Source organism: Piscibacillus sp. B03 (assembly GCF_052246295.1).
GTDB lineage: Bacteria > Bacillota > Bacilli > Bacillales > Alkalibacillaceae > Piscibacillus.
Genome location: NZ_JBQQCO010000019.1, coordinates 41,052 through 61,885, shown reverse-complemented (window position 1 = coordinate 61,885; position 20,834 = coordinate 41,052). Strand labels below are relative to the sequence as shown.

Genomic DNA, 20,834 nt, shown 5'->3' with positions numbered 1-20,834 from the left:
AAATTTAGAGGAACTGCTGCGGATTAAGAACTGTTAAAAAAGTTATAAAAATGCGAAAAATAGCTATTCTAATCGTATAATTTTTCTGTTATGCTATCAATATATATATTCGATAAAATTAATCTCATTTTGAGATATAGCGCTTACAAGGGTTGATATAATGGAACTTAGACAAATTAAATACTTCATTAAAGTAGCAGAATTAGAACACGTCAGTGAAGCTGCAGCCGAATTACATGTGGCTCAATCAGCAGTGAGTCGACAAATCGCTAACTTAGAAGATGAATTAGGGGTAAAACTGTTCATTCGAGGAAGTCGTCGCATTCGACTGACACCTGTTGGGGAAATTTTTCTTGAACGGGTGAAAAGTGTGATGAACGAATTGGACAAAGCTGAACGAGAAATCTACGAGTACTTAAATCCAGAGTCTGGTACCATACGCCTTGGTTTCCCAACAAGCTTAGCAGCAAAAACATTACCAAATGTGATCTCAGCATTTAGAAAAGAACATCCGCAAATCGGATTTCAACTACAGCAGGGAACAGTCAAAGAGCTATCCGAGGCCGTCGTTCAAGGTCATATCGACATCGCGTTTGTGTCACCTGTACCCTCGAGTGATCCGCAACTCGATGGGCATATCTTTTTCACAGAAAAAATGATGGCACTCTTATCCAAACAGCACGAACTTGTCAATGAGCCTTATTTAAGACTCGACCAACTACGTCATGAACAGTTCGTCTTGTTTAGGCAAGGTTATATCATTCGGGACATTGTCATGAAAGCTTGTTCACAAGTAGGGTTTCAACCAAGGATTGCGTTTGAGGGTGAGGACGTTGATACAATCAAAGGGTTGGTATCAGCTGGCCTTGGAGTAAGTGTTTTACCTGAAATTACTCTAACAGACATGCCAATGCGAGACACAAAGGCAGTCGAAATTGTGGAGCCAGACGTGACACGAACGGTCGGGATCGTTCTACCAACCAACCGTTCTCTCGCCCCATCTGAAAAAGTGTTCTTCGATTTTCTCGAAACTTACTATAATAAATTGAATCAGTTTGGGTATTGATATGAAGCATTTCCCCCCTCACTATATGTGTGAGGGGGGATTGCTATTCAAAGGTTCATATATTAGAAAGCACTATCTCAATCGATGAAAGCACGCTCTCTATCGACATTTGCGCTGTCCTTATCGACAAAAGCGCGCTCTCTATCCACATTCGCGCTGTCCCTATCGACAAAACCAGGCTCCATATCAACATTTGCGCCTTCCCAATCGACAAAAGCGCGCTCTCTATCGACATTTGCGCTGTCCCTATCGACAAAAGCACACTCTCTATCGACATTCGCACCTTCCCAATCGATGAAAGCACGCTCTCTATCGACAAAACCGCGCTCTCTATCGACATTCGTGCTGTCCCTATCGACAAAACCAGGCTCCATATCAACATTTGCGCCTTCCCAATCGGCAAAACTACATCTCATATCGACATAATCACTCATTTTTAGAGTTATGTCTAATCCACATTCTTTGTCATCATCTGAAAATGATAGGTTTGTTCATGATCGTCATGACCTACAATTAACTGCATGATTCCTTGCAATTCCCGATCGCTTAAGTAAAACTGCATTTTTCCGTCCTGTAAATGATTAGGTTGTACTTGAATCACGCGTTCGGCCGTTTCGATATGCACTTCTTTTGTTTCACCGTCCAAATATCTTGGATCATCCAAATACAAAATCATTTGTCGGTTAAGTGGATTATACCAGGCAACACCTTGACGCTCTCCACCTTCGCTATGAATCATGTCATAATGTCGGACAGGTTCATTCATAAACGTATCTAGCTGATCTTCATTTACAGTCGTTGATACATAATTCGAGGGTTGCCCTTGCCCCAATACATAGCCAACGACTAAAAATATAAAACACGAGGCAATCCACCCGGCTGAGACCAAATACTTCTTACGTTTATTCTTCTGATACTCATTTGCCTGCTTCTTTTCTTGGATCCCTTTCCAAACACTCTTTCTGTCCACTTCATTTAATGACTTACCAGATTGCAGAAGTTTTTTCCAGTTACGATAATTGTGATAACACTTTTCACATTGATTTAAATGCGACCAAATAAATGTGTCATCGTCTATTTCACCTTCGATCCAATCAACTAGTTGTTCATCAGTTAGATGGTTGGTTTTCATTAGATTCACCTCGCTTTTCTTCTCGAATATAAAAATCTCTTAGCTTTCGAATCCCGTATCTAATAGACGATTTCACAGTACCTAGGGGCTTATCTACCTTACTGGCAATCTCAGAATGCGATAACTCATTAACATAATGATCGACAATCGCATTTCGCTGTTTAGCAGGTAATTTAAACAAAAATTCTATCAAACTAATACGTTCTTCTTTTTTCAAATATATGTCTTGTGGTGATTGATCAGTTGCTCCTGACATCCCTTGAACATATTCAGTCTCCCGCTTTTGCTTTCGTAGATAGTCTAAAGATCGACTCCTCGCCCTTACAGCAATCCACGCCTTAACACTACCTCTTTCTTCGCTATATGTATGAGCTTTACTGTAATACTCTAAGAATAATTCTTGGCATAAATCCAGCGCTTGTTCATGGTCTTTTACAATGCCAATGACAATGCGATAGACATAATCGATATATTTTTCATAAAACAAATGAAAAGCTTGACTGGACTGTTGTGCCATTCCTCTGATCAATGACTCATCGGTCTCCCACATCATCCACGCCCTCCCTTTTTAACCTGTTTATCTATTATTTTTATGAGGAGTTTAGAATCTGTCAAGAAAAATTAAGTACTACTTCTCGACAAAACTTTTTTTAAAAAATATAAATCCAATAATGTCTCAAGTGCGTATCACTTATGAGTAAAAAATATTTAGGGGGAATTTAGAACATGATAAAGAAATTGTTATCCTTAACCATCATTAGTGCACTTATGATTGGGGTGATTTCCCCTTTGTCTATTGGTGCAGCAGGAGGAATTACGCTTTTCACACCTTATACCGGTACAACTGTGACACCTGGCGAATCGCTTACCTATGATATAGAAATCATGAACGATTCGTCTGAAGTTCAGCGATTAAAACTTAGCGTGGAGGATTTACCTAAAGAGTGGTCTTATCAACTTTCATCAGGGTCTAAAACGGTCAGCGAACTTGCCGTAGCACCTAATAGCTCAGAAAATTTTACGGTAGACCTTGAAGTACCATTACAAATAGAAAAAGGGGATTATAGCTTTGATGTTGTAGCCACTTCAAACAATGGTACGACGACGACGCTGCCAATCACAGTCACCATTTCAGAAGAAGGAACCTTTCAAACAGATTTAACGGTAGACCAACCAAACATGGAAGGGGACTCTAAAGCAACTTTTACGTATTCGCTAGAATTGTCTAACAGAACAGCCCAAGAACAAACCTACGCATTGTCAGCCCAAGTCCCCAATGGCTGGCAATCTACTTTTAAAGCTGATGGAAACAATGTAACGAGTGTGACAGTAGAATCTCGTGATTCAAAAAAAGTAGAAGTCGAGATCAATCCTGCTGAAAACGTTAAAAAAGGAACGTATGAGATTCCAGTTGTTGCGGAATCTGGGCAAACAACATCTGAAGTATTACTAGAATCGGTCATTACAGGGTCTTATGATCTAAATTTAACAACATCTGATGGTAGATTAAGCGGTGACATTCAAGCTGGTGATGAAACAACTTTAGACTTAGTTATTGAAAATACAGGTACGTCCGATTTGTCTAACATTGCATTATCTAGCAACGCACCATCTAAATGGGAGGTAGAATTTTCTGAGCCTGAAGTGAACGAATTAAAAGCGGGTGAATCCAAAAAACTTAAAGCAACGGTCAAAGCAAGTGATCAAGCCCTTGCTGGTGATTATGTCATGACATTATCTGCAAGCGCAGATGAAGCTTCAAGTGAGGCTCAATTTAGAATGAGTGTGAAGACATCGATGCTATGGGGATGGATTGGTGTTTTATTAATCATAGGAGTTGTGGCAAGTCTATTCTTCCTCATCCGCAAATATGGGAGGAGGTAGGCCATGAGTCATGTGATTGAACTAACTAATATTGTCAAAAAGTACAAAGAGGTAACAGCCGTTAACAGGTTAAATTTGTCCATTAATAAAGGTGAAATTTATGGATTACTGGGCCCAAATGGTGCAGGAAAATCAACCACTATTTTTATGCTACTTGGATTAACCGAGCCAACTGATGGTGAGTTATTTATCGAAGGCATTTCACCAACAAAGCAACCAATTGCTATTAAGGAAAAGGTGGGGTTTTTACCTGACCATGTTGGTGTTTACGAGGATCTATCAGGTATAGAGAACCTTATTTTGACCGCAAAATTAAATGGTTTTTCAACATCAGAAGCCAAAGAAAAAGCTAAACAGCTGCTAGATCAAGTAGGTCTAACACATGCTATGTACAAAAAAGCAGGCAAATACTCTCGAGGAATGAAGCAACGACTAGGTTTAGCTGATACGTTAATTAAAGAACCTTCGATTATTATTATGGATGAACCAACACTAGGAATTGATCCTAAAGGGATTCAAGAATTTTTACAAATGATTAAGGAGTTAAGTGTAGAAAAAGGGATTACAATTCTTCTTTCATCACACCATCTCCATCACGTTCAACAAATTTGTGATCGTGTTGGAATTTTTGTAAAAGGAGAGTTGCTAGCGGAAGGCACGATTGAAGACCTCCAACATCAGTTACTAGATAGACATTCATTTCAATATGAAATTGTGGTAAAGGAACCTGCTGAACAAGCTGAAGAGTTTATCCATTCCTATAATCCAACTATAAAAACAACTGTTTACGACCAAGCAATACACGTTACAACTAACCAAAAAGATGAGGGTCAATTAGCAACCTCACTCATTAAAGACGGTGGATTTAATTTAATCAGCTTCCGTCCTTTATCGTTCGGGTTAGACGATATTTACCAGCAATATTTCCAAGGAGGTGACGACCTTGGATCGAGAGAAAGTTAATCTAGTTTTAGAAAAATTCATTAATAGCCCTTTTTGGGTGTTAGTGGGAAAAGAAATCCGCGACCATATGAAGAGTATTCGTTTTAACATCTTAATGGTCATTATCCTATTAACATGTATCGGTTCATTATATGCTGCTCTGACTCAGGTCCGAGAGGCCGCAAGCAACCTCGATGCAGGTGAAGAGCTATATCTATACTTAAAGATTTTTACCATATCTGGTGAAAACGGAACTCTACCACCATTCGTCACCTTTATGAGCTTTTTAGGGCCGTTATTAGGAATCGCAATGGGCTTTGATGCCATCAATTCAGAGAAAAACAATAAAACACTTTTAAGAATTATGTCGCAACCAATCCCAAGAGATTACTTAATTTTAGCCAAGTTTACTGGAAGTATCGCGGTCATCTCTTATTTAGTCTTGATTCTTGGAACGTTGATTTTCTCACTAGGAATCTTAATTATGGGAATTCCACCGACGTTTGATGAATTTATCCGAGTATTCGTGTATCTGGTTATGATTATCGTTTACATTGGATTTTGGCTCGCACTATCAATCTTGTTTTCAATAGTTTTTAAACAAGCAGCAACATCTGCACTATCGGGAATTGCATTTTGGCTATTTTTTAGCGTTTTCTATTCAATTTTAGTTAACATACTCGTAACAGCAAGTATGCCGGATCAGCTTTTCCAAGATACACAAGCACAGGCCAATAACCAGGAAAGAATAACCTCGTTCATGAGGCTATCACCTAGCTACTTGTTTTCTGAAATTACAATGGTTTTATTAAACCCAGGATTCAGAACGTTAGGCCCAGTCACGATGGAACAAGCAAGTGGCGCCATCCCAAGTCCACTTGCGATTAACGAAAGCTTAATGATTGTTTGGCCACAATTTATCGGAATACTTGCTATGAGTATGGTTTGTTTCTTAATTGCTTACACCATATTCATGCGACAAGAAATCAGAAGTTAACCTCCCCTACCCTGCTCACTTTTGTGAGTGGGGTTTCCTATTCTATCGATAATGTTGTAATCTTTTTTGGTGAGTCGTGACGGCTCAACCAACGACGGAACGTGTCCAATTGATAAAAGCGCGCTCTCTATCGACATTCGCGCTGTCCCTATCGACAAAACCGTGCTCTCTATCAACATTCGCGCTGTCCCTATCGACAAAACTACGCTCTCTATCGACATTGGCGCTGTCTCAATCAACAAATGCGCGCTCTCTATCGACATTCGCGCTGTCCCAACCGATAAAAGTCTACACTCTATCGACATTCGCGCTGTCCCTATCGACAAAACCGCACTCTCTATCAACATTCACGCTGTTCCTATCACCAAAACCCTGCTCCGTATACTTCTAATCAAAAACCAGAACCTGCTCAACAGGTTCTGGTTTTTACTTAATCCCTCACATTAACAAACACATTTATCACGAATAAGATCACGCCTAGAATAATGGCGTATGACATCATCATGCCAAATGCGACGAATCCGGCAAACTCAGCGCCTTGAATGTACTGGGCTAACGCGTACATCATGAGTGGGAGGCCAATTGTGTGTAACCAGAAGTGTGTTTTTGCCATCCAACTCTTAGCTGCGTTTGGATAAAGCTTATAGATAACAGCTGCTAAAGCAAAAGATACCCACCCTATCAAATTAATATGAACGTGTACACCTATTAACGTATAATCATGAGCTTGTGACATATATTGCCATCATCAATACGCCGACTAAAAAATATAAGACCGAAACCTAAACATCCATACGACCATCGATTTCATCTTCTTTCATAAGGGTTTAAACTTATTAAACCTATGAAAGAAAATCCTAATTTATACCAAAAAGATGAGTAAAACCGACAGGGTCACAATGCTTAGCAAGGTTGTTACTAAGGTGACACTTGAAACAAGGTCTGGTCGAGATCTAAACTCTAACGCGAACATGGTTGTTGTAGCTGCAGTTGGCATTGCTGCTAAGATTATTAAGACTTTTCCTAGCAAATCTGGCATTGGCCAAAGCATGACGCATAACCACGCCACGACCGGCATAAGCACTAATTTTATAACTGTTCCAAGGGCTACTTTCCCTGTTTCAAACTGATCAAACTTAATATTAGCTAGCTGCATTCCTAATACAATCATCATAAGTGGTAGTGCAACAGCTGCCATAAAGTCTACCATTTCAATCACGCGCGAGTGTAAATCTACACCTAAAAAGTTTAAGCCAAGCGCTACAATAATTGCATATGTGGTCGGCATTTTAAACACAGCATAAATGGCATATCGAATTTCATAATTTCCACGAGATGCATAATAAACACCAAATAAATTCATAACGATTGTCTGAACTGCCATAAACAAAATGGCGTAACGAAATGCCTCTTCACCTAGCGCGAATAAGACAATTGGGGTCCCGTAGTTCCCGGAGTTCATAAATGCCGTCGCCAGAATCATACCACTTTCTTCACCGCGATTCCATTTTCTTAACAAGGAGGATATTTTCGTTACTGCGATGATTGCGAATAATAATATAAAATTAACAGCGACAATAATCGAAAACTCTCCGCCAAACTTTTCACCGTAAAAAGCTTGGAACACTAAAAATGGTATAAAAATATAAATGGTCACAGCTGAGACTGGTTTAACGTCTAGCTTCTTCCACTTCTGTAATATAAAACCGATTGCGAATACACTAACAATCGGCAATACAACCTGAAGGAAAATCCCCATAAGTACACCAGCTTCCTATTGTTGTTACTTTCATATCTATGTTGTCAATATTAGTCAAAACTAAAGCGCCTGTAAACAGACGCTTTAACATCTTACTTATTTCAAGAAATCTTTAATTGCTTCTAAAGCATCTTTAGCTTCAGGTCCTTCACAAATAATGGTGACTTGATCATCACCAGACAATTGAAGGTTAATTAAACCTAAGATACTTTTTAAGTTCGCTTCTCTCATACTACCATGAACATTCTTTTTTAGAAAAATTTCAGCATCATACTTTTGAATTAACTGACTCAAATCCATGATTGTTTGAGCATCACTTAATTGAATACGAATATTTTCACTAATGGACTCTGACATAAGAGCACCTCCATTTAAACTTCATTACCATTCAGCAACAGTTCCGTCTTGGTGTCTCCATACAGGGTTACGCCAACGATGGCCTTTCTCAGCCATTTCCTTAACATATTCTTCATTGATGGATATTCCTAATCCAGGACCTTTAGGCAATTTAACATGGCCGTCCTGATAATCGAAAACAGATCGGTCTTCAATATAGTCTAACAAATCATTGCCTTTATTATAATGAATTCCTAAGCTTTGTTCTTGAATAAACGCATTATGACTTGTCGCATCCACTTGTAAACAAGCTGCAAGCGCAATTGGACCTAGTGGACAGTGTGGCGCCAGTCCAACATCATAAGCTTCTGCCATACTAGCGATCTTCTTAACTTCTGTAATACCACCTGCATGTGACAAGTCTGGTTGAATGATGTCCACGTATCCATCTTCTAATAATGGCTTGAAGTCCCAACGTGAATACATTCTCTCACCAGTTGCGATAGGGGTTGCCGTATGAGTCGCAATATCTCTTAATGCCTCATTGTTTTCTGGTAGAACAGGCTCTTCGATAAACATTAGACGATAAGGTTCCAGTTCTTTTGCTAAAATTTTCGCCATCGGTTTATGAACGCGTCCGTGAAGATCAATACCGATTCCAATATTTTGTCCAACCGCATCTCTAACCGCCTGTACGCGTTCAACGACTTGGTCAATTTTATCGTACGTATCAATATACTGAAGCTCTTCAGTCCCATTCATTTTAATCGCATGGAATCCTTTATCCACTACGTCTTTAGCAGACTGCCCCACATCAGAAGGACGGTCGCCCCCAATCCAAGAATATACTTTAATCGAATCTCGGCAAGCACCACCCATTAATTCATAGACAGGGGTCTGATAATATTTTCCTTTTATGTCCCAAAGTGCTTGGTCAATCCCCGCGATTGCACTCATCATAATCGGTCCACCACGATAAAAACCAGCACGGTACATGACATTCCAATGATCTTCAATATGAAGTGGATTCTTTCCGATTAAATAGTCTTCTAATTCATGAACAGCAGCTTGAACGGTTTCCGCTCGCCCTTCAATGACAGGTTCACCCCAACCGACAAGCCCTTCATCAGTTTCTACTTTAAGGAAGCACCACCTTGGTGGCACGACATAAGTTGTCAGCTTCGTTATTTTCAAGTTATGCACGCCTTCCTTTTTCAACTTCTGCTTTAATCGCTTCTGCTTTTGCTTTCATTGCTGACCAATCATCTTGTTCAATTAGTTTTTTATCGATTAACGAGCCACCGACTCCAACTGCCACAGCCCCATTTCGGATAAATGACGCTGTATTATCAACACTAACACCACCTGTTGGGATCATTGGAATATGCCCTAATGGACCTTGTAGATCTTTTAAGTATTTTGGTCCAACAGCAGAAGCAGGGAAAATTTTCACAACATCAGCACCTGCCTGATGAGCTTTGACGACTTCTGTAGGTGTCATAACACCTGGAATCGAAATGACGTCACGATCTACACTTAATTTTACAACGTCTTCATCAAAAGATGGTGAGAAAATGAACTGAGCTCCTGCATCAATGGCTTCTGTTGCCTCATCAGTTATTAAAACGGTCCCAGCTCCAATTAATGCCTGGTCACTGAATTGTTTGCGCAGCTCTTTAATTGATTGATAAGCATCTTCACTATCAACTGTAAGCTCTAAGACGTTCACGCCAGCACTAACTAATGTTTCAACTAACGGAAATAACTTCTCTTTCGGAACACGTCTTAGAACGGCTACAACACCAGACTCTTTCAGACGCTCCAAATCTTTAATCTTACTCATCTCATGCACTCCTTAGATGTTAAATAAAATATCGCTAACCGCGGACGCTTTCTGTGGCAAGCGTCACCGAAAGTGATGTCACATGATTAACTAAATAAAAAAGCAACTGACAGAATGGCCGACCACTCTGCCAGCATGTGATTAATCTCCTAGCGAGATTAACCATAATGAAATTTCAGGTATAAACACGATCATCAAGACAGAGAATACCATAGCTAAGAAGAATGGAATGACAGCTTTTGATATCCTTTCAATCGAAAGCCCTGATATCCCCGAACTGACGAATAGGTTAACCCCAAGAGGAGGCGTAATAAACCCAATCGCCAAGCTAACGACCATAATAATACCGAAATGAATCGGGTCATATCCGATATTCAACGCAATCGGTAATAATATTGGCGTTAAAATAATAATCGCTGCGATTGTGTCCATAAAACAACCAACTAATAATAATAGAGCTGTAATGAGTAAAATCAGTAAAATTTTACTTTCCGTTAACGCAAGCATCCACTCTGCGATTTGGTTTGGAATTTGTTCAATCGTAAGTAGTTTACCAAACGCATTTGCTGTACCAACGATAATTAATACCGTTGCAGTTGTTAGAGATGAATCTGCAATAATTTTTGGTAAGTGTTTAATCTTAAGCTCTCTGTGTAAGAATAGACCAACAACTAAACCATAAACAACGGCTACTACAGCAGCTTCTGTTGGTGTAAAAATACCGCCATAAATACCACCTAAGATAATAACTGGAATCACCATTGCCCACTTGGCATCCCAAAATGATTTTAGAATGTGACTGATTGTGATTTTCTCAAGCGTACCTTTATAACCTTTTTTCTTAGAGTAGATATAAGCCCAAGCCATAAGTGCTACACCAACTAAGATTCCAGGTAAAATACCTGCGATAAACATATCACCAACTGAAGCTCCACCTGTTACACCATAGATGACCATCGGGATACTTGGCGGAATGATAACACCAATGGAACCTGCAGCTGCTACTGTTGCTGTTGCAAACGGTTTATCATACCCTTTACGAACCATAGCAGGAATCATGATTGAACCAATCGCTGCAACCGTTGCAGGACCAGAGCCAGAGATTGCCGCAAAAAACATACACGTTACAATCGTAGCAATCGCGAATCCACCAGTTTTACTTCCGACTAACGAGTTGGCGAAATTGAATAATCTTTCCGAAATACCACCTTTACCCATGATTTCACCTGCTAGGATAAAGAATGGTACCGCCATAATTGGGAAAGAATCTAATGACGTAATAAGCTCTTTCATAAGGAAGAGAATTGGAACAGACTCAGAATATACAATCGTTAATAACGTCGAGATCCCTAAAGCAATTCCAATCGGGACACTTAGAAGTAATAATAACGCGAAACTACCGAACAGGACCGCTACTGTCATCTGTCAACTCCTCCTCTTCCTCTAATATTCTTTCTCTCTCGTCCGCTACATCCATTTCTTTTTTACCGATTAACATTAAAACTTGACTATACATGTTTTGAACAAGGCGGAACATGGTAAGTCCCATACCTATAGGGGCTGCTAAATACACAATCCCCATCTCAATTTGTAAGGCAGGAGACTTTTGACCCAACCTTAAAAGATTAGATGAGATCTCTGTACCGTAATACACGACTAATGCAGCAAACACTAAGAATAAAAGGTTTGCAAATAGCGATAAAACAACTTTCCATTTATCTTTTAATAAAACTAACAATACATCCACTTTAATATGACGTTGCTTTTTAACACCATAACTAATACCTATATAAACAAGCCATATAAAACAATATCGACCTAATTCTTCCGACCAAGAGAGTGAATTCCCCATCTCCCTCATCACAACTTGTAGAAAAATGACAGCTGTCATGACACTACCAAAAATGACTAACAACCATTCTTCAAGATGTTGTTCAATTTTCTTTAAAATGACCATGTCTTCACCTCAATGCTTACCGATTTCCCCAATTATTTAATGTTTTTATAATAAGGCAAAACTCTTGCCACCCATTTGGGCAGCAAGAGTTTAGGTGGGGGCCTATAATTTATTATTCACCTTGAGCGTTTTCAACAGCTTCCATGATACCGTCTACAACTTCTGGACCAATATCATCCTTGAAGTCTTCGATAACTGGTTGTACTGTATCAACCATTTTTTGACGCTCTTCATCGCTAATTTCAGAGAATTCCATGCCCTCATCTTGTAAGTTTTGAAGGTACTCAGCGTTTGCTTCACGGTTTAACTTGATTTGGTGCTCTCCAGCTTCTTCAGCTGCAGAACGAACGATTTCTTGTTGCTCTTCAGTTAGACCATCATAGAACTGTTTGCTCATTAAGAATACGAATGGGCTATATACGTGATGCGTGTCTGACACGTAATCTTGTACTTCATAGAAGTTTTCTAAATAAATTGTTGCATATGGGTTTTCCTGACCATCAACTGTACCTTGTTGCATTGCAGTGAATAACTCAGTGAATGCCATTGGTGTTGGGTTTGCACCTAAAGCTTTGAACGCTTCTAAGTGTAGGTCATTTTCCATTGTACGGATCTTTAATCCATCAAAGTCTTCTAATGTTTCAACAGGACGCTCACTGTTCGTTAAGTCACGGAATCCGTTTTCCCAATAAGATAAACCAACTAAATCTTTTTCTTCTAGCTTAGCTAGTAAATCTTGTGCAACGTCACCAGCTAATACTTCATCTGCAACCTCTTCACTTGGTAAAAGGAACGGAATATCAAATACGCTGAACTCAGGTACGAAGTTTGCAATCGGTGCTGTAGAAGGAATTGTTACTTCCTGAGTACCTAATTGTAAAGCTTCTGTCATCGTACGGTCGTCACCTAGCTGACCACTATGGTAAGTTTCAACTGTGATTTCACCGCCAGTTTCTTCTTCAACAATCTCTTTGAACTTAAGTAAACCTTTATACTGTGGGTGGTTTTGGTTTAGACCAATACCAGCACGAATTACTTTTTCGCCACCTTCAGACTCTGAAGCGCTTTCATTTTCACCATTCTGTTCTGTTTCGTTACTGTCTCCACCACCACAAGCGACTAAAACGAACGCTAGTAGTGATAAAGCAAATAAAGTCATTAACTTTTTCACTTTATACAACCCCTTTTAAAATTTATAATTGCATTATTTTTTAACAACAGCATGTCCACCAAATTCATTACGTAAAGCTGCCACAACTTTTCCAGAGAACGTGTCATCTTCTTGAGAGCGATAACGCATCATAAGTGACATCGCAATCACTGGAGCAGCCATTTCGAATTCAATGGCACTTTCAACAGTCCATTTACCTTCACCAGAAGAGTTCATCACACCTCTGATTGATTCAAGGCTAGCATCCTTAGAGAATGCATGTTCCATTAATTCAATTAACCATGAACGGATGACAGAACCATTGTTCCATACTTTAGATACCGCTTCATAGTCATAATCAAATGGACTTTTTTCAAGGATTTCAAACCCTTCGGCAATCGCTTGCATCATGCCGTACTCAATTCCGTTGTGAACCATTTTCAAGAAATGTCCACTTCCATTACGACCTGTGTACAGGTAACCGTTTTCAACTGCAGTGTCTTTGAAGATCGGCTCGATTTGTTTAAACTGCTCTTGGTCCCCACCAATCATGTAGTTTCCACCATGACGAGCACCTTCAGTCCCACCACTTGTGCCTACATCGAAAAAGTAAATTCCTTTTTCTTGTAGTGATTCTGTATGACGAAGGCTATCCTTGTAGTTGGAGTTACCACCATCTATCACTCGGTCACCCTCATCTAAAACATTCTTTAACTGGTCGATTACTTGATCTGTAATTTCCCCAGCAGGCACCATGACCCAAACGGTTCTAGGTTTCTCTAACTGGCTTACCAGTTCGTCCAAACTGTCAGCTGGTTGAGCGCCAGCTTCAGCGATGCTCTGGACTTGGTCTTTGTTTACGTCGTTTGCTACTACTTGATGTCCATGGTCCATGAGATTTAATGCTAAGTTATATCCCATTTTCCCAAGACCAATTAATCCAACTTGCATTTGGTAACTCCTTTCTTAATTCATGATTAGAAAAGTTATGAAAATTTTTTTCTCAACTTTGATTATACAATAAATTTTTCTGACATCAATATGTTTTTTTAAATTTTTTTTCATAATTCCCTCTTCAATTTGAATTTTTTTTCATTTAGTCTATTATTATAGTAGTAAAGTTATAGGTCGGAGGGTTTGCCATGGAAGAGACAACACAAAAACACGTACTCAACCGTATTAGAGGGTCCATGACTCAATTTAGTGAAAAAGAAAAACAAATAGCTACATATATTTTGCGTAATCCACAGCTAATTATCCATACAACGATTAACCAAGTAGCAGATGATTTAGGCATTGCGGAAGCCACGGTCTTTCGTTTCTGTAGAAGACTTGGTTTTAAAGGTTATCAGGCATTAAAAATAGCTTTAGCTGCTGAGGTTGTAGCACCAATTGAAGATATTCATGAAGAGATTAGTGAAGATGATTCCGCCATTGAGATTACGGAAAAAGTTTTTCAATCTAATATCCAAGCAATTGAACGATCTAAAGAAATTCAAAACGGGGAAATAATTGATCAAGTGGTGGAACAATTAGTAAAGTCAAACGGAGTCTACTTCTTTGGTAATGGAGGCTCTGGAATCGTTGCACAGGATGCACAGCATAAGTTTCTACGCCTTGGCGTCAATGCACATGCATACTGTGACACCCACTTACAACTGATGGCAACATCTCAACTTACGGAAAATAACATCGCTTTTTTCATATCCCATACAGGTGCCAACATTGACATTTTAGATGTGGTTGAATTGGCTAGAGAACGCGGAGTGTTTACTGTAGCGATCACCAACTTTGCGAAATCACCATTATCTGAAGCTGTTGACCTATCATTATATACAGTATCTGAAGAAACAGAGTATCGCACGGAGGCACTAGCTTCAAGAATCGCAGAATTAAGTATTATTGACGCGTTATATGTGAATTATCATATTAAAACATCAGCCGATTCCACTGCTGCTGTTAACCGCATGAGACAAGCAATTTCGAAAAAACGTTTGTAAAGGATGTTAAGAATGACAAGCATACTAGGTTTAGACATCGGAACAACCAGTGCCAAAGCAGTTTTGTTTAACTTAGACGGGAAAGTGTTAGCGGAGAACGAACAACCTTATCCCATCATTCACCCTGAGTCAGGCTGGGCCGAGCAAGATCCAAGACAAATCGAAGAAGCGACAATAACAGCTATTAGACAAGCGATACAAGGTCATTCAGGAGAATTGTTTGGGATTGGTTTTTCTACAGCTATGCACTCCTTAATCGCTATTGATCAGGAAGGTAATGCTTTATCAAATGCGATTATCTGGGCGGATAAAAGAAGTACAGAAGAAGCTTCTGAGATTTCGTCAACCGTATACTTAAATACGGGAACACCACTTCATCCGATGAGCCCACTAGCTAAACTAAAATGGATGGGCAATCATAAAATTGATTATTTTCATCAAGCGAATTACTTCGTCTCGGTCAAAGAATATTTAGTTTATCGCTGGTTTGGTGAAAAAGTCGTCGACTACTCAATGGCAGCCGCAACAGGACTGTTCAATATTCATGACTTAAAATGGGACCCACAAGCATTGGTTGAAGCTCATATATCAAAAGAGCAGTTATTTGAACCTGTTTCACCTTTTACAAAACTAACAAATATGAAATCAGAAATTGCCGAACAAATGGGCATAAATCAACAAACACCAGTAGTACTAGCAGGTAGTGATGGACCATTAGCCAACCTTGGGATTGGAGCAATCAATCCAGGTGAGACAGCCATCACCATTGGAACGAGTGGTGCTATTCGTCAGTTTTCAAGTGAACCACTTATTGATTCAAAACAAGAGATTTTCTCGTATTCATTCACCGATGATTCATGGATTACAGGCGGGCCGACAAATAACGGAGGCATCGTTCTAAAATGGGTTCAAGATCTAATTTCAAGTGAACATCACCAATACTCAATGGATGAAATGAACCGGTTAGCCGAGTCAGCAGCGCCAGGTTCTGACAAGCTTATATTCTTACCTTACTTAAACGGCGAACGTGCCCCATTCTGGGATGCACAAGCTAAAGGAAGTTACATTGGCTTACAACCACAGCATAATAAAGAGCACTTAATTCGCGCTAGTATGGAAGGTGTCATCTTTTCTATTTATCATATAGGCCATGTTTTAGAGCGATTAGGCAATCATCATAAGACATTGTTCGCAAGTGGTGGCTTTGCCCGTTCAAGTCTATGGTTACAGATGTTAGCCGATACGTTTGGAAAACCTGTAAAAGTTCCTGAAAGTCATCAGAGCTCAGCCTGGGGAGCTGCTTGGCTCGCTTTAGGTGCCGTGAAGGGCTATAAGTTAGAAGATATAAAAAATTCGATTCCGATGAAAGCCGAAATCGAACCTTACATGACGAACCACGAAATTTATCAAGAACAATTTGATATTTATCAAGGATTGTATGATCAACTAAAAGAGACGTTTAGGAAGTTAAATTAAATAAAAAAAGCTGAATGTTGGGTGTGATCTAACACCTAATATTCAGCTTTTTCCATATTGTATGGCTCCATATTTTACGCAAATGTCGTTGAAATCACATTATGTGCACGTGTAATCCTGTCAATTGTACGTAAAATGATTTCAAGTGCACATGAAACTAGGTCGTGTGCACTTGAAGTTAGTATAAGTTTCGCTATAATACCTTCAATTGTTCATGAAACAATCCCTACTGTCGCTCTAGAGCAACAAAGTTTTCGTGTAATGCCCTTAATCTACTCAAAATAATCCATCAATCCGTGCTTGATTGCTTCAGCAACTTGATCATAATACTCTTCTGTTTGAATGATTGATAAGTCATTAGCATTTGTGACAAAACCTAATTCCATTAATACCGATGGTGCTTGGTTATTTGTCAGCACTTTGTAAAGCGCCTTTTTTGAATCACGACTTTTTAGCGAAGTATGCTCACTCATAGCATTTTTAAATGACTCAGCTAATTCCTTATCTTGATGATAGAACACAGTTGTACCATTGACTGAAGAATCATGGTAAGAGTCATAATGCAAGCTAATGAACACATCTGGGTCTTGTTTCCGACTAATTTCCACGCGATCATCTAACGATACGTATTGGTCCTCGTCCCTTGTCAATGTGACTGAGATCCCTGCTTCTTCTAACTTTTCAGCCACTGCTAGTCCGGTATCAAGTAGTAAGTCTTTTTCAAGAATACCGCCACTAACAGCACCTCCATCTTTTCCACCATGCCCAATGTCTAGTACAACTTCTATATTATCAAAAGCACCCTCAACTAATTGTTCAACCTCTTCCTCACTTACTTCCTCTTCGTCAACTCGTTCCGTTAAAAAACTAGCAATCCATCCTGCATCTACTTTTTCATCTTCTAACTTAATCTTATGCCAATCATTCTCAGAATCTAGTAAATAAAAAGTATCTCCAAACTGAGCATAGCCAACAACAGAATGTTCCACACTTGAACCTGATCGAATATGTGCGTTCTCAACGTTTACCTTAACCTTTTCAGTATCTTCATTAACCTCTACATCTTCTTTTACTTCCTTCAAATACGCTGTCGAAATCCATACTTCCTCTTCATTGTAATACGTTTTTACCCAACCATCATTTTCATCAAAAACTCTTACTTGATCACCTTTCTCCAATACAGCAACAATACGTCCTTCTAATGAAGGCTCCTCTCTCACATTCAAATAATCTGCTGTAACTTCATATATTGGAGCTTCGTCCGCTTGAACCGTCAGTGACATAGAAAATATCAATACTAGACTGAGCACCAGCAAAACTTTCGTATATAACTTCATCTATAAACCCTCCCTTTAATGAGTTGATTCTAGTTATGTCCAATCTTTTAAACTATTAAACACTTATAACAAAAATTTATAGATTAAATAGTTTAATAGGTAGGCGTAGTGTAGCCTAGTTCGTGAAAAGTTTTCACATCAATGCTAGATTAAACTTTATTCGATGATCAGATGGTGCTATCTGAATAGTTATATGGTAAAATAGTTCTATATTTTATTCCAACCGATAATGGCAAACTTATCGAAAGGTAAGGACGCAAAACTAAGGGCCTAAAACGTTATAACTAAACGTCATGGTAGCCTAGTCGCCGAAGGAGGATATCAAATGAATTCCATTCAAGTTGAGTTATTTTCAACATTGAATTTGGAGTCATGTTTTAAGGGTACCTTTAATGAGGAGTCCTCATTATTATGGTAACTGTTATGATTGCAGATGACTCTAAGTTTATGCGAAAGTGGTTAAAGCGATTTATTCAAGCACGTGGGTATCAAGTGATAGTAGAAGCTTCTGATGGACAAGAAGCAATTGACTTGTACAAACAAAGACATCCAACCCTTGTGTGTTTAGATATCACCATGCCTAAAGTTGATGGCTTAACGGCATTAAGGGAGATTTTAGATTATGACTCCCATGCCAATATTATTATGTGTTCTTCTATGGCAACACATAATAATATTGAAGAAGCCAATCAGATAGGCGCCAAAGGATTCATTATTAAACCATACTTTGAACAATTAGATCTAGTTTTAAGAAAAACTATTACTTCAACTTAGATTCATTTATAAGTAAGGTTTTATGATGCGTTAGGTTTGCCAAATGAAACTCAAATCGGTTGATATCAGCACTAAACACTAGGAGGGTGAATGATGAATAAAGACAAATGTTGTGTAGAAGGTTGTTCAAATCCTATTAAGGTCCAAACTAAACAACTTTGTGAAATGCATTACACTAGATTAAGAAGGCATGGTAATGTTCATATAACATATAAACCTAGAAGAAAAATTCGTACATGTGCAGTTAAAAATTGCGATCTTGATATTAAGAGTTTAGGGTTATGTCATCGCCACTATTATGCTTATAAAACATCATCTCCAGATTATCGTAAACACCTTGACCAAATTGTATTAAAAACAAAAGTTATAGGTTAGTATAGTTACACAATAATGTTAATGAGTAATAATAATGCCCTTTGTCAAATTGACAGAGGGCATTATTAGATTCATAGGATTAACTTGTCTTCATTTTACCTTTTATTCCACGATGAAGTTTCTTAGCGTTCCAATTCCTTCAACCATAATTGTAACCGTGTCGTTAGACTTTAAAAACTTTGGCGGATTAAATCCTTTTCCAACACCACTTGGCGTACCTGTGGCAATAATGTCACCAGGCTCAAGTGTCATACCTTGCGAAAGCACTTCAATCAGCTTTGCGACTGAGAAAATCATGTCTTTTGTATTACCGTTTTGTCTAAGTTCATCGTTAACACGCGTTTGAATATTTAGACCTTGAACATCTGAGATTTCATCAGCAGTCACAATATGAGGCCCAATTGGTGCGAATGTGTCTAATGATTTACCTTTAAAAAACTGTGTGTGTTTCTTCTGAAGATCACGGGCTGTAACATCATTCATAATCGTATACCCGAAAACATAGTCTAAAGCCTCTTCTTCAGCAATATTAATCCCCTTTTTACCAATTATAACAGCAAGTTCACCCTCGTAATCCAATTGTTCAGTAACAGCTTGATGAGCCTTAACTGGTTTCCCATCACCAACCACGCACGTTGGTGATTTGGTAAAAACAACAGGGTCCTTTGGCACTGATTTTGGATCATTTGTCATCTCCATCGCATGCTCGCGATAGTTTTTACCGATACACATAATGTTTTTATTGGGCTTATAAGGCGGTAAAATCTCAACCTCATCGCATTCCACGAACTTATTTAAGTCATTTCCCAAGCTTAGATGATGGAAATTCTCGATGACCGAAAGTAGATTTGGAAAATACGTCATAAGATGATCTGAATAATAAATGCCGTCTTCTCTTAAAACTCCCCAATAAGTCGTATCTTGATAATTAAACGATAACAACTTCATAGGCTATAACGCCCCTCTCCTCTTAATCGAATTCGTTTGGGTTCATTCCTGTTCGTTCATTTTTGTTTAAACGATCAATTTGTTCCATTTCATCTTGAGATAACGAAAAGTCAAATATATCAGCATTATCCCTGATACGACTAGGTGTCACAGACTTCGGAATCGTAATAACTTTGTGTTGAACATCCCAGCGTAATATAATTTGAGCAGGTGATTTGCCATGACGTTCCGCAATTTCAACAATCGTTGGATCATCAAAAAGTCGGCCTTTCTTCATTGGAGACCAAGCCTCCATTTGAATTGCTTCCTTTTCACAAAATGCTTTTACATCGTTTTGTGTTAAATGTGGATGAAATTCAATCTGATTCACTGTTGGTTTCACATTAGCTTTTGTGAATAGTTTTTGTAAATGATGTACGTGAAAGTTGCTGACGCCTATTGCTTTGATAATTCCTTCTTCATAGAGACGTTCCATCGCTTTCCACGTATCTTGTAAACGCTCTTTAACTGGCCAATGTATTAAGTAAAGATCTAAATAGTCTAGCTTTAGTCGCTCTAAGCTTCTCTCAAAGGCGCGCAACGTTTCGTCGTAGCCCTGTTCATCATTCCATACCTTGGTCGTAATAAAAAGATCGTCACGAGAGACACTTGATTCACGAATGCCTTCACCGACACCGCGTTCGTTTTCATAAAAAGACGCCGTATCAATCAGACGATAACCATTATCTACGGCTGTTCGAACAGCTTCGACAACTTCCTTACCATCCTCAGCCTTGTAAACGCCAAGTCCGAACCCTGGCATATCGACACCGTTATTTAATTTTATCCGATCTTGTAGAGATTGAATCATTAGTCATC

The 20,834-nt window shown here is 38.9% G+C and carries 24 protein-coding genes and 1 riboswitch; of the genes, 9 read left to right on the top strand and 15 right to left on the bottom strand.

Annotated elements, in window-relative coordinates:
* Positions 1-160 precede the first annotated feature (160 nt).
* Positions 161-1,066, top strand: a complete 906-nt coding sequence (locus tag ACTWQB_RS12840; protein WP_443139594.1) for a LysR family transcriptional regulator — start codon at positions 161-163, stop codon at positions 1,064-1,066.
* A gap of 77 nt (positions 1,067-1,143) precedes the next feature.
* On the opposite strand, the gene ACTWQB_RS12835 is transcribed toward ACTWQB_RS12840, so the two are convergent.
* Genes ACTWQB_RS12835 through ACTWQB_RS12825 form a run of 3 tightly spaced genes read right to left on the bottom strand, consistent with a single transcriptional unit; the run spans position 1,144 to position 2,751 of the window.
* Positions 1,144-1,500 carry a hypothetical protein gene (locus ACTWQB_RS12835; protein ID WP_443139593.1) on the bottom strand — a complete coding sequence of 119 codons (357 nt, stop codon included), beginning with the start codon at positions 1,498-1,500 and terminating at the stop codon, positions 1,144-1,146.
* A 14-nt stretch (positions 1,501-1,514) separates the two neighbouring features.
* On the bottom strand, positions 1,515-2,198 hold the full coding sequence (locus ACTWQB_RS12830; protein ID WP_443139592.1) for a hypothetical protein: 684 nt from the start codon (positions 2,196-2,198) through the stop codon (positions 1,515-1,517).
* Positions 2,176-2,751, bottom strand: coding sequence for an RNA polymerase sigma factor (locus tag ACTWQB_RS12825; protein ID WP_443139591.1), 576 nt, complete (start codon positions 2,749-2,751; stop codon positions 2,176-2,178). Before ACTWQB_RS12825 ends, ACTWQB_RS12830 begins: the two co-directional genes overlap by 23 nt.
* Positions 2,752-2,924: 173 nt before the next feature.
* On the opposite strand from ACTWQB_RS12825, the gene ACTWQB_RS12820 reads away from it, so the two are divergent.
* The 4 genes from ACTWQB_RS12820 to ACTWQB_RS12805 all read left to right on the top strand — a co-directional run bounded on the left by ACTWQB_RS12820 (position 2,925) and on the right by ACTWQB_RS12805 (position 6,468).
* Positions 2,925-4,082, top strand: coding sequence for a COG1470 family protein (locus tag ACTWQB_RS12820; RefSeq protein WP_443139590.1), 1,158 nt, complete (start codon positions 2,925-2,927; stop codon positions 4,080-4,082).
* A 3-nt stretch (positions 4,083-4,085) separates the two neighbouring features.
* Positions 4,086-5,045: an ABC transporter ATP-binding protein gene (locus ACTWQB_RS12815; protein WP_443139589.1), complete on the top strand. Its 960-nt coding sequence runs from the start codon at positions 4,086-4,088 to the stop codon at positions 5,043-5,045.
* On the top strand, positions 5,026-6,021 hold the full coding sequence (locus tag ACTWQB_RS12810; RefSeq protein WP_443139588.1) for an ABC transporter permease: 996 nt from the start codon (positions 5,026-5,028) through the stop codon (positions 6,019-6,021). Before ACTWQB_RS12815 ends, ACTWQB_RS12810 begins: the two co-directional genes overlap by 20 nt.
* A 66-nt stretch (positions 6,022-6,087) precedes the next feature.
* A complete protein-coding gene (locus tag ACTWQB_RS12805; RefSeq protein ID WP_443139587.1) occupies positions 6,088-6,468 on the top strand; it encodes a hypothetical protein in 381 nt (126 codons plus the stop codon).
* Here ACTWQB_RS12805 and ACTWQB_RS12800 read toward each other — a convergent pair.
* The 9 genes from ACTWQB_RS12800 to gnd form a co-directional block, all read right to left on the bottom strand.
* On the bottom strand, positions 6,452-6,757 hold the full coding sequence (locus ACTWQB_RS12800; protein WP_443139586.1) for a cytochrome-c oxidase: 306 nt from the start codon (positions 6,755-6,757) through the stop codon (positions 6,452-6,454). The genes ACTWQB_RS12805 and ACTWQB_RS12800 overlap by 17 nt on opposite strands.
* A 126-nt stretch (positions 6,758-6,883) precedes the next feature.
* Positions 6,884-7,780 (bottom strand): AEC family transporter, encoded by an 897-nt coding sequence (locus tag ACTWQB_RS12795; protein WP_443139585.1) that lies wholly within the window; start codon positions 7,778-7,780, stop codon positions 6,884-6,886.
* A gap of 96 nt (positions 7,781-7,876) precedes the next feature.
* Positions 7,877-8,137: an HPr family phosphocarrier protein gene (locus tag ACTWQB_RS12790; protein ID WP_443139584.1), complete on the bottom strand. Its 261-nt coding sequence runs from the start codon at positions 8,135-8,137 to the stop codon at positions 7,877-7,879.
* Between the two features lie 24 nt (positions 8,138-8,161).
* A complete protein-coding gene (dgoD, locus tag ACTWQB_RS12785) occupies positions 8,162-9,310 on the bottom strand; it encodes a galactonate dehydratase (RefSeq protein WP_443139583.1) in 1,149 nt (382 codons plus the stop codon).
* A 1-nt stretch (position 9,311) separates the two neighbouring features.
* A complete protein-coding gene (locus ACTWQB_RS12780; protein WP_443139582.1) occupies positions 9,312-9,959 on the bottom strand; it encodes a bifunctional 4-hydroxy-2-oxoglutarate aldolase/2-dehydro-3-deoxy-phosphogluconate aldolase in 648 nt (215 codons plus the stop codon).
* 141 nt (positions 9,960-10,100) lie between these two features.
* Positions 10,101-11,381, bottom strand: coding sequence for a TRAP transporter large permease (locus tag ACTWQB_RS12775; RefSeq protein ID WP_443139581.1), 1,281 nt, complete (start codon positions 11,379-11,381; stop codon positions 10,101-10,103).
* The gene (locus tag ACTWQB_RS12770) at positions 11,356-11,916 is read right to left on the bottom strand and encodes a TRAP transporter small permease (protein WP_443139580.1); all 561 of its coding nucleotides are present in this window, start codon (positions 11,914-11,916) and stop codon (positions 11,356-11,358) included. The genes ACTWQB_RS12775 and ACTWQB_RS12770 overlap by 26 nt, the downstream gene beginning before the upstream one ends.
* A gap of 112 nt (positions 11,917-12,028) precedes the next feature.
* A complete protein-coding gene (locus ACTWQB_RS12765) occupies positions 12,029-13,087 on the bottom strand; it encodes a DctP family TRAP transporter solute-binding subunit (RefSeq protein ID WP_443139579.1) in 1,059 nt (352 codons plus the stop codon).
* Positions 13,088-13,120: 33 nt separating this feature from the next.
* Positions 13,121-14,017: a phosphogluconate dehydrogenase (NAD(+)-dependent, decarboxylating) gene (gene gnd / locus ACTWQB_RS12760; RefSeq protein ID WP_443139578.1), complete on the bottom strand. Its 897-nt coding sequence runs from the start codon at positions 14,015-14,017 to the stop codon at positions 13,121-13,123.
* Positions 14,018-14,208: 191 nt separating this feature from the next.
* Between gnd and ACTWQB_RS12755 the strand changes: the two genes are divergently transcribed.
* Positions 14,209-15,066: a MurR/RpiR family transcriptional regulator gene (locus ACTWQB_RS12755; protein ID WP_443139577.1), complete on the top strand. Its 858-nt coding sequence runs from the start codon at positions 14,209-14,211 to the stop codon at positions 15,064-15,066.
* A 12-nt stretch (positions 15,067-15,078) separates the two neighbouring features.
* Positions 15,079-16,542: a gluconokinase gene (locus ACTWQB_RS12750; RefSeq protein ID WP_443139576.1), complete on the top strand. Its 1,464-nt coding sequence runs from the start codon at positions 15,079-15,081 to the stop codon at positions 16,540-16,542.
* Between the two features lie 272 nt (positions 16,543-16,814).
* On the opposite strand, the gene ACTWQB_RS12745 is transcribed toward ACTWQB_RS12750, so the two are convergent.
* Positions 16,815-17,879 carry an N-acetylmuramoyl-L-alanine amidase gene (locus ACTWQB_RS12745; protein WP_443139575.1) on the bottom strand — a complete coding sequence of 355 codons (1,065 nt, stop codon included), beginning with the start codon at positions 17,877-17,879 and terminating at the stop codon, positions 16,815-16,817.
* A gap of 221 nt (positions 17,880-18,100) precedes the next feature.
* Positions 18,101-18,192, top strand: a riboswitch (cyclic di-GMP riboswitch).
* Positions 18,193-18,290: 98 nt separating this feature from the next.
* Here ACTWQB_RS12745 and ACTWQB_RS12740 point away from each other — a divergent pair.
* Both ACTWQB_RS12740 and ACTWQB_RS12735 read left to right on the top strand, forming a co-directional pair.
* A complete protein-coding gene (locus tag ACTWQB_RS12740) occupies positions 18,291-18,653 on the top strand; it encodes a response regulator (RefSeq protein ID WP_443139574.1) in 363 nt (120 codons plus the stop codon).
* 93 nt (positions 18,654-18,746) lie between these two features.
* Positions 18,747-19,028 carry a hypothetical protein gene (locus ACTWQB_RS12735; RefSeq protein ID WP_443139573.1) on the top strand — a complete coding sequence of 94 codons (282 nt, stop codon included), beginning with the start codon at positions 18,747-18,749 and terminating at the stop codon, positions 19,026-19,028.
* A 102-nt stretch (positions 19,029-19,130) separates the two neighbouring features.
* Here the strand turns inward: ACTWQB_RS12735 and ACTWQB_RS12730 are convergent, their stop codons facing one another.
* Positions 19,131-19,976 carry a fumarylacetoacetate hydrolase family protein gene (locus ACTWQB_RS12730; protein WP_443139572.1) on the bottom strand — a complete coding sequence of 282 codons (846 nt, stop codon included), beginning with the start codon at positions 19,974-19,976 and terminating at the stop codon, positions 19,131-19,133.
* A gap of 22 nt (positions 19,977-19,998) precedes the next feature.
* On the bottom strand, positions 19,999-20,826 hold the full coding sequence (locus ACTWQB_RS12725) for an aldo/keto reductase (RefSeq protein WP_443139571.1): 828 nt from the start codon (positions 20,824-20,826) through the stop codon (positions 19,999-20,001).
* Between the last annotated feature and the right edge of the window lie 8 nt (positions 20,827-20,834).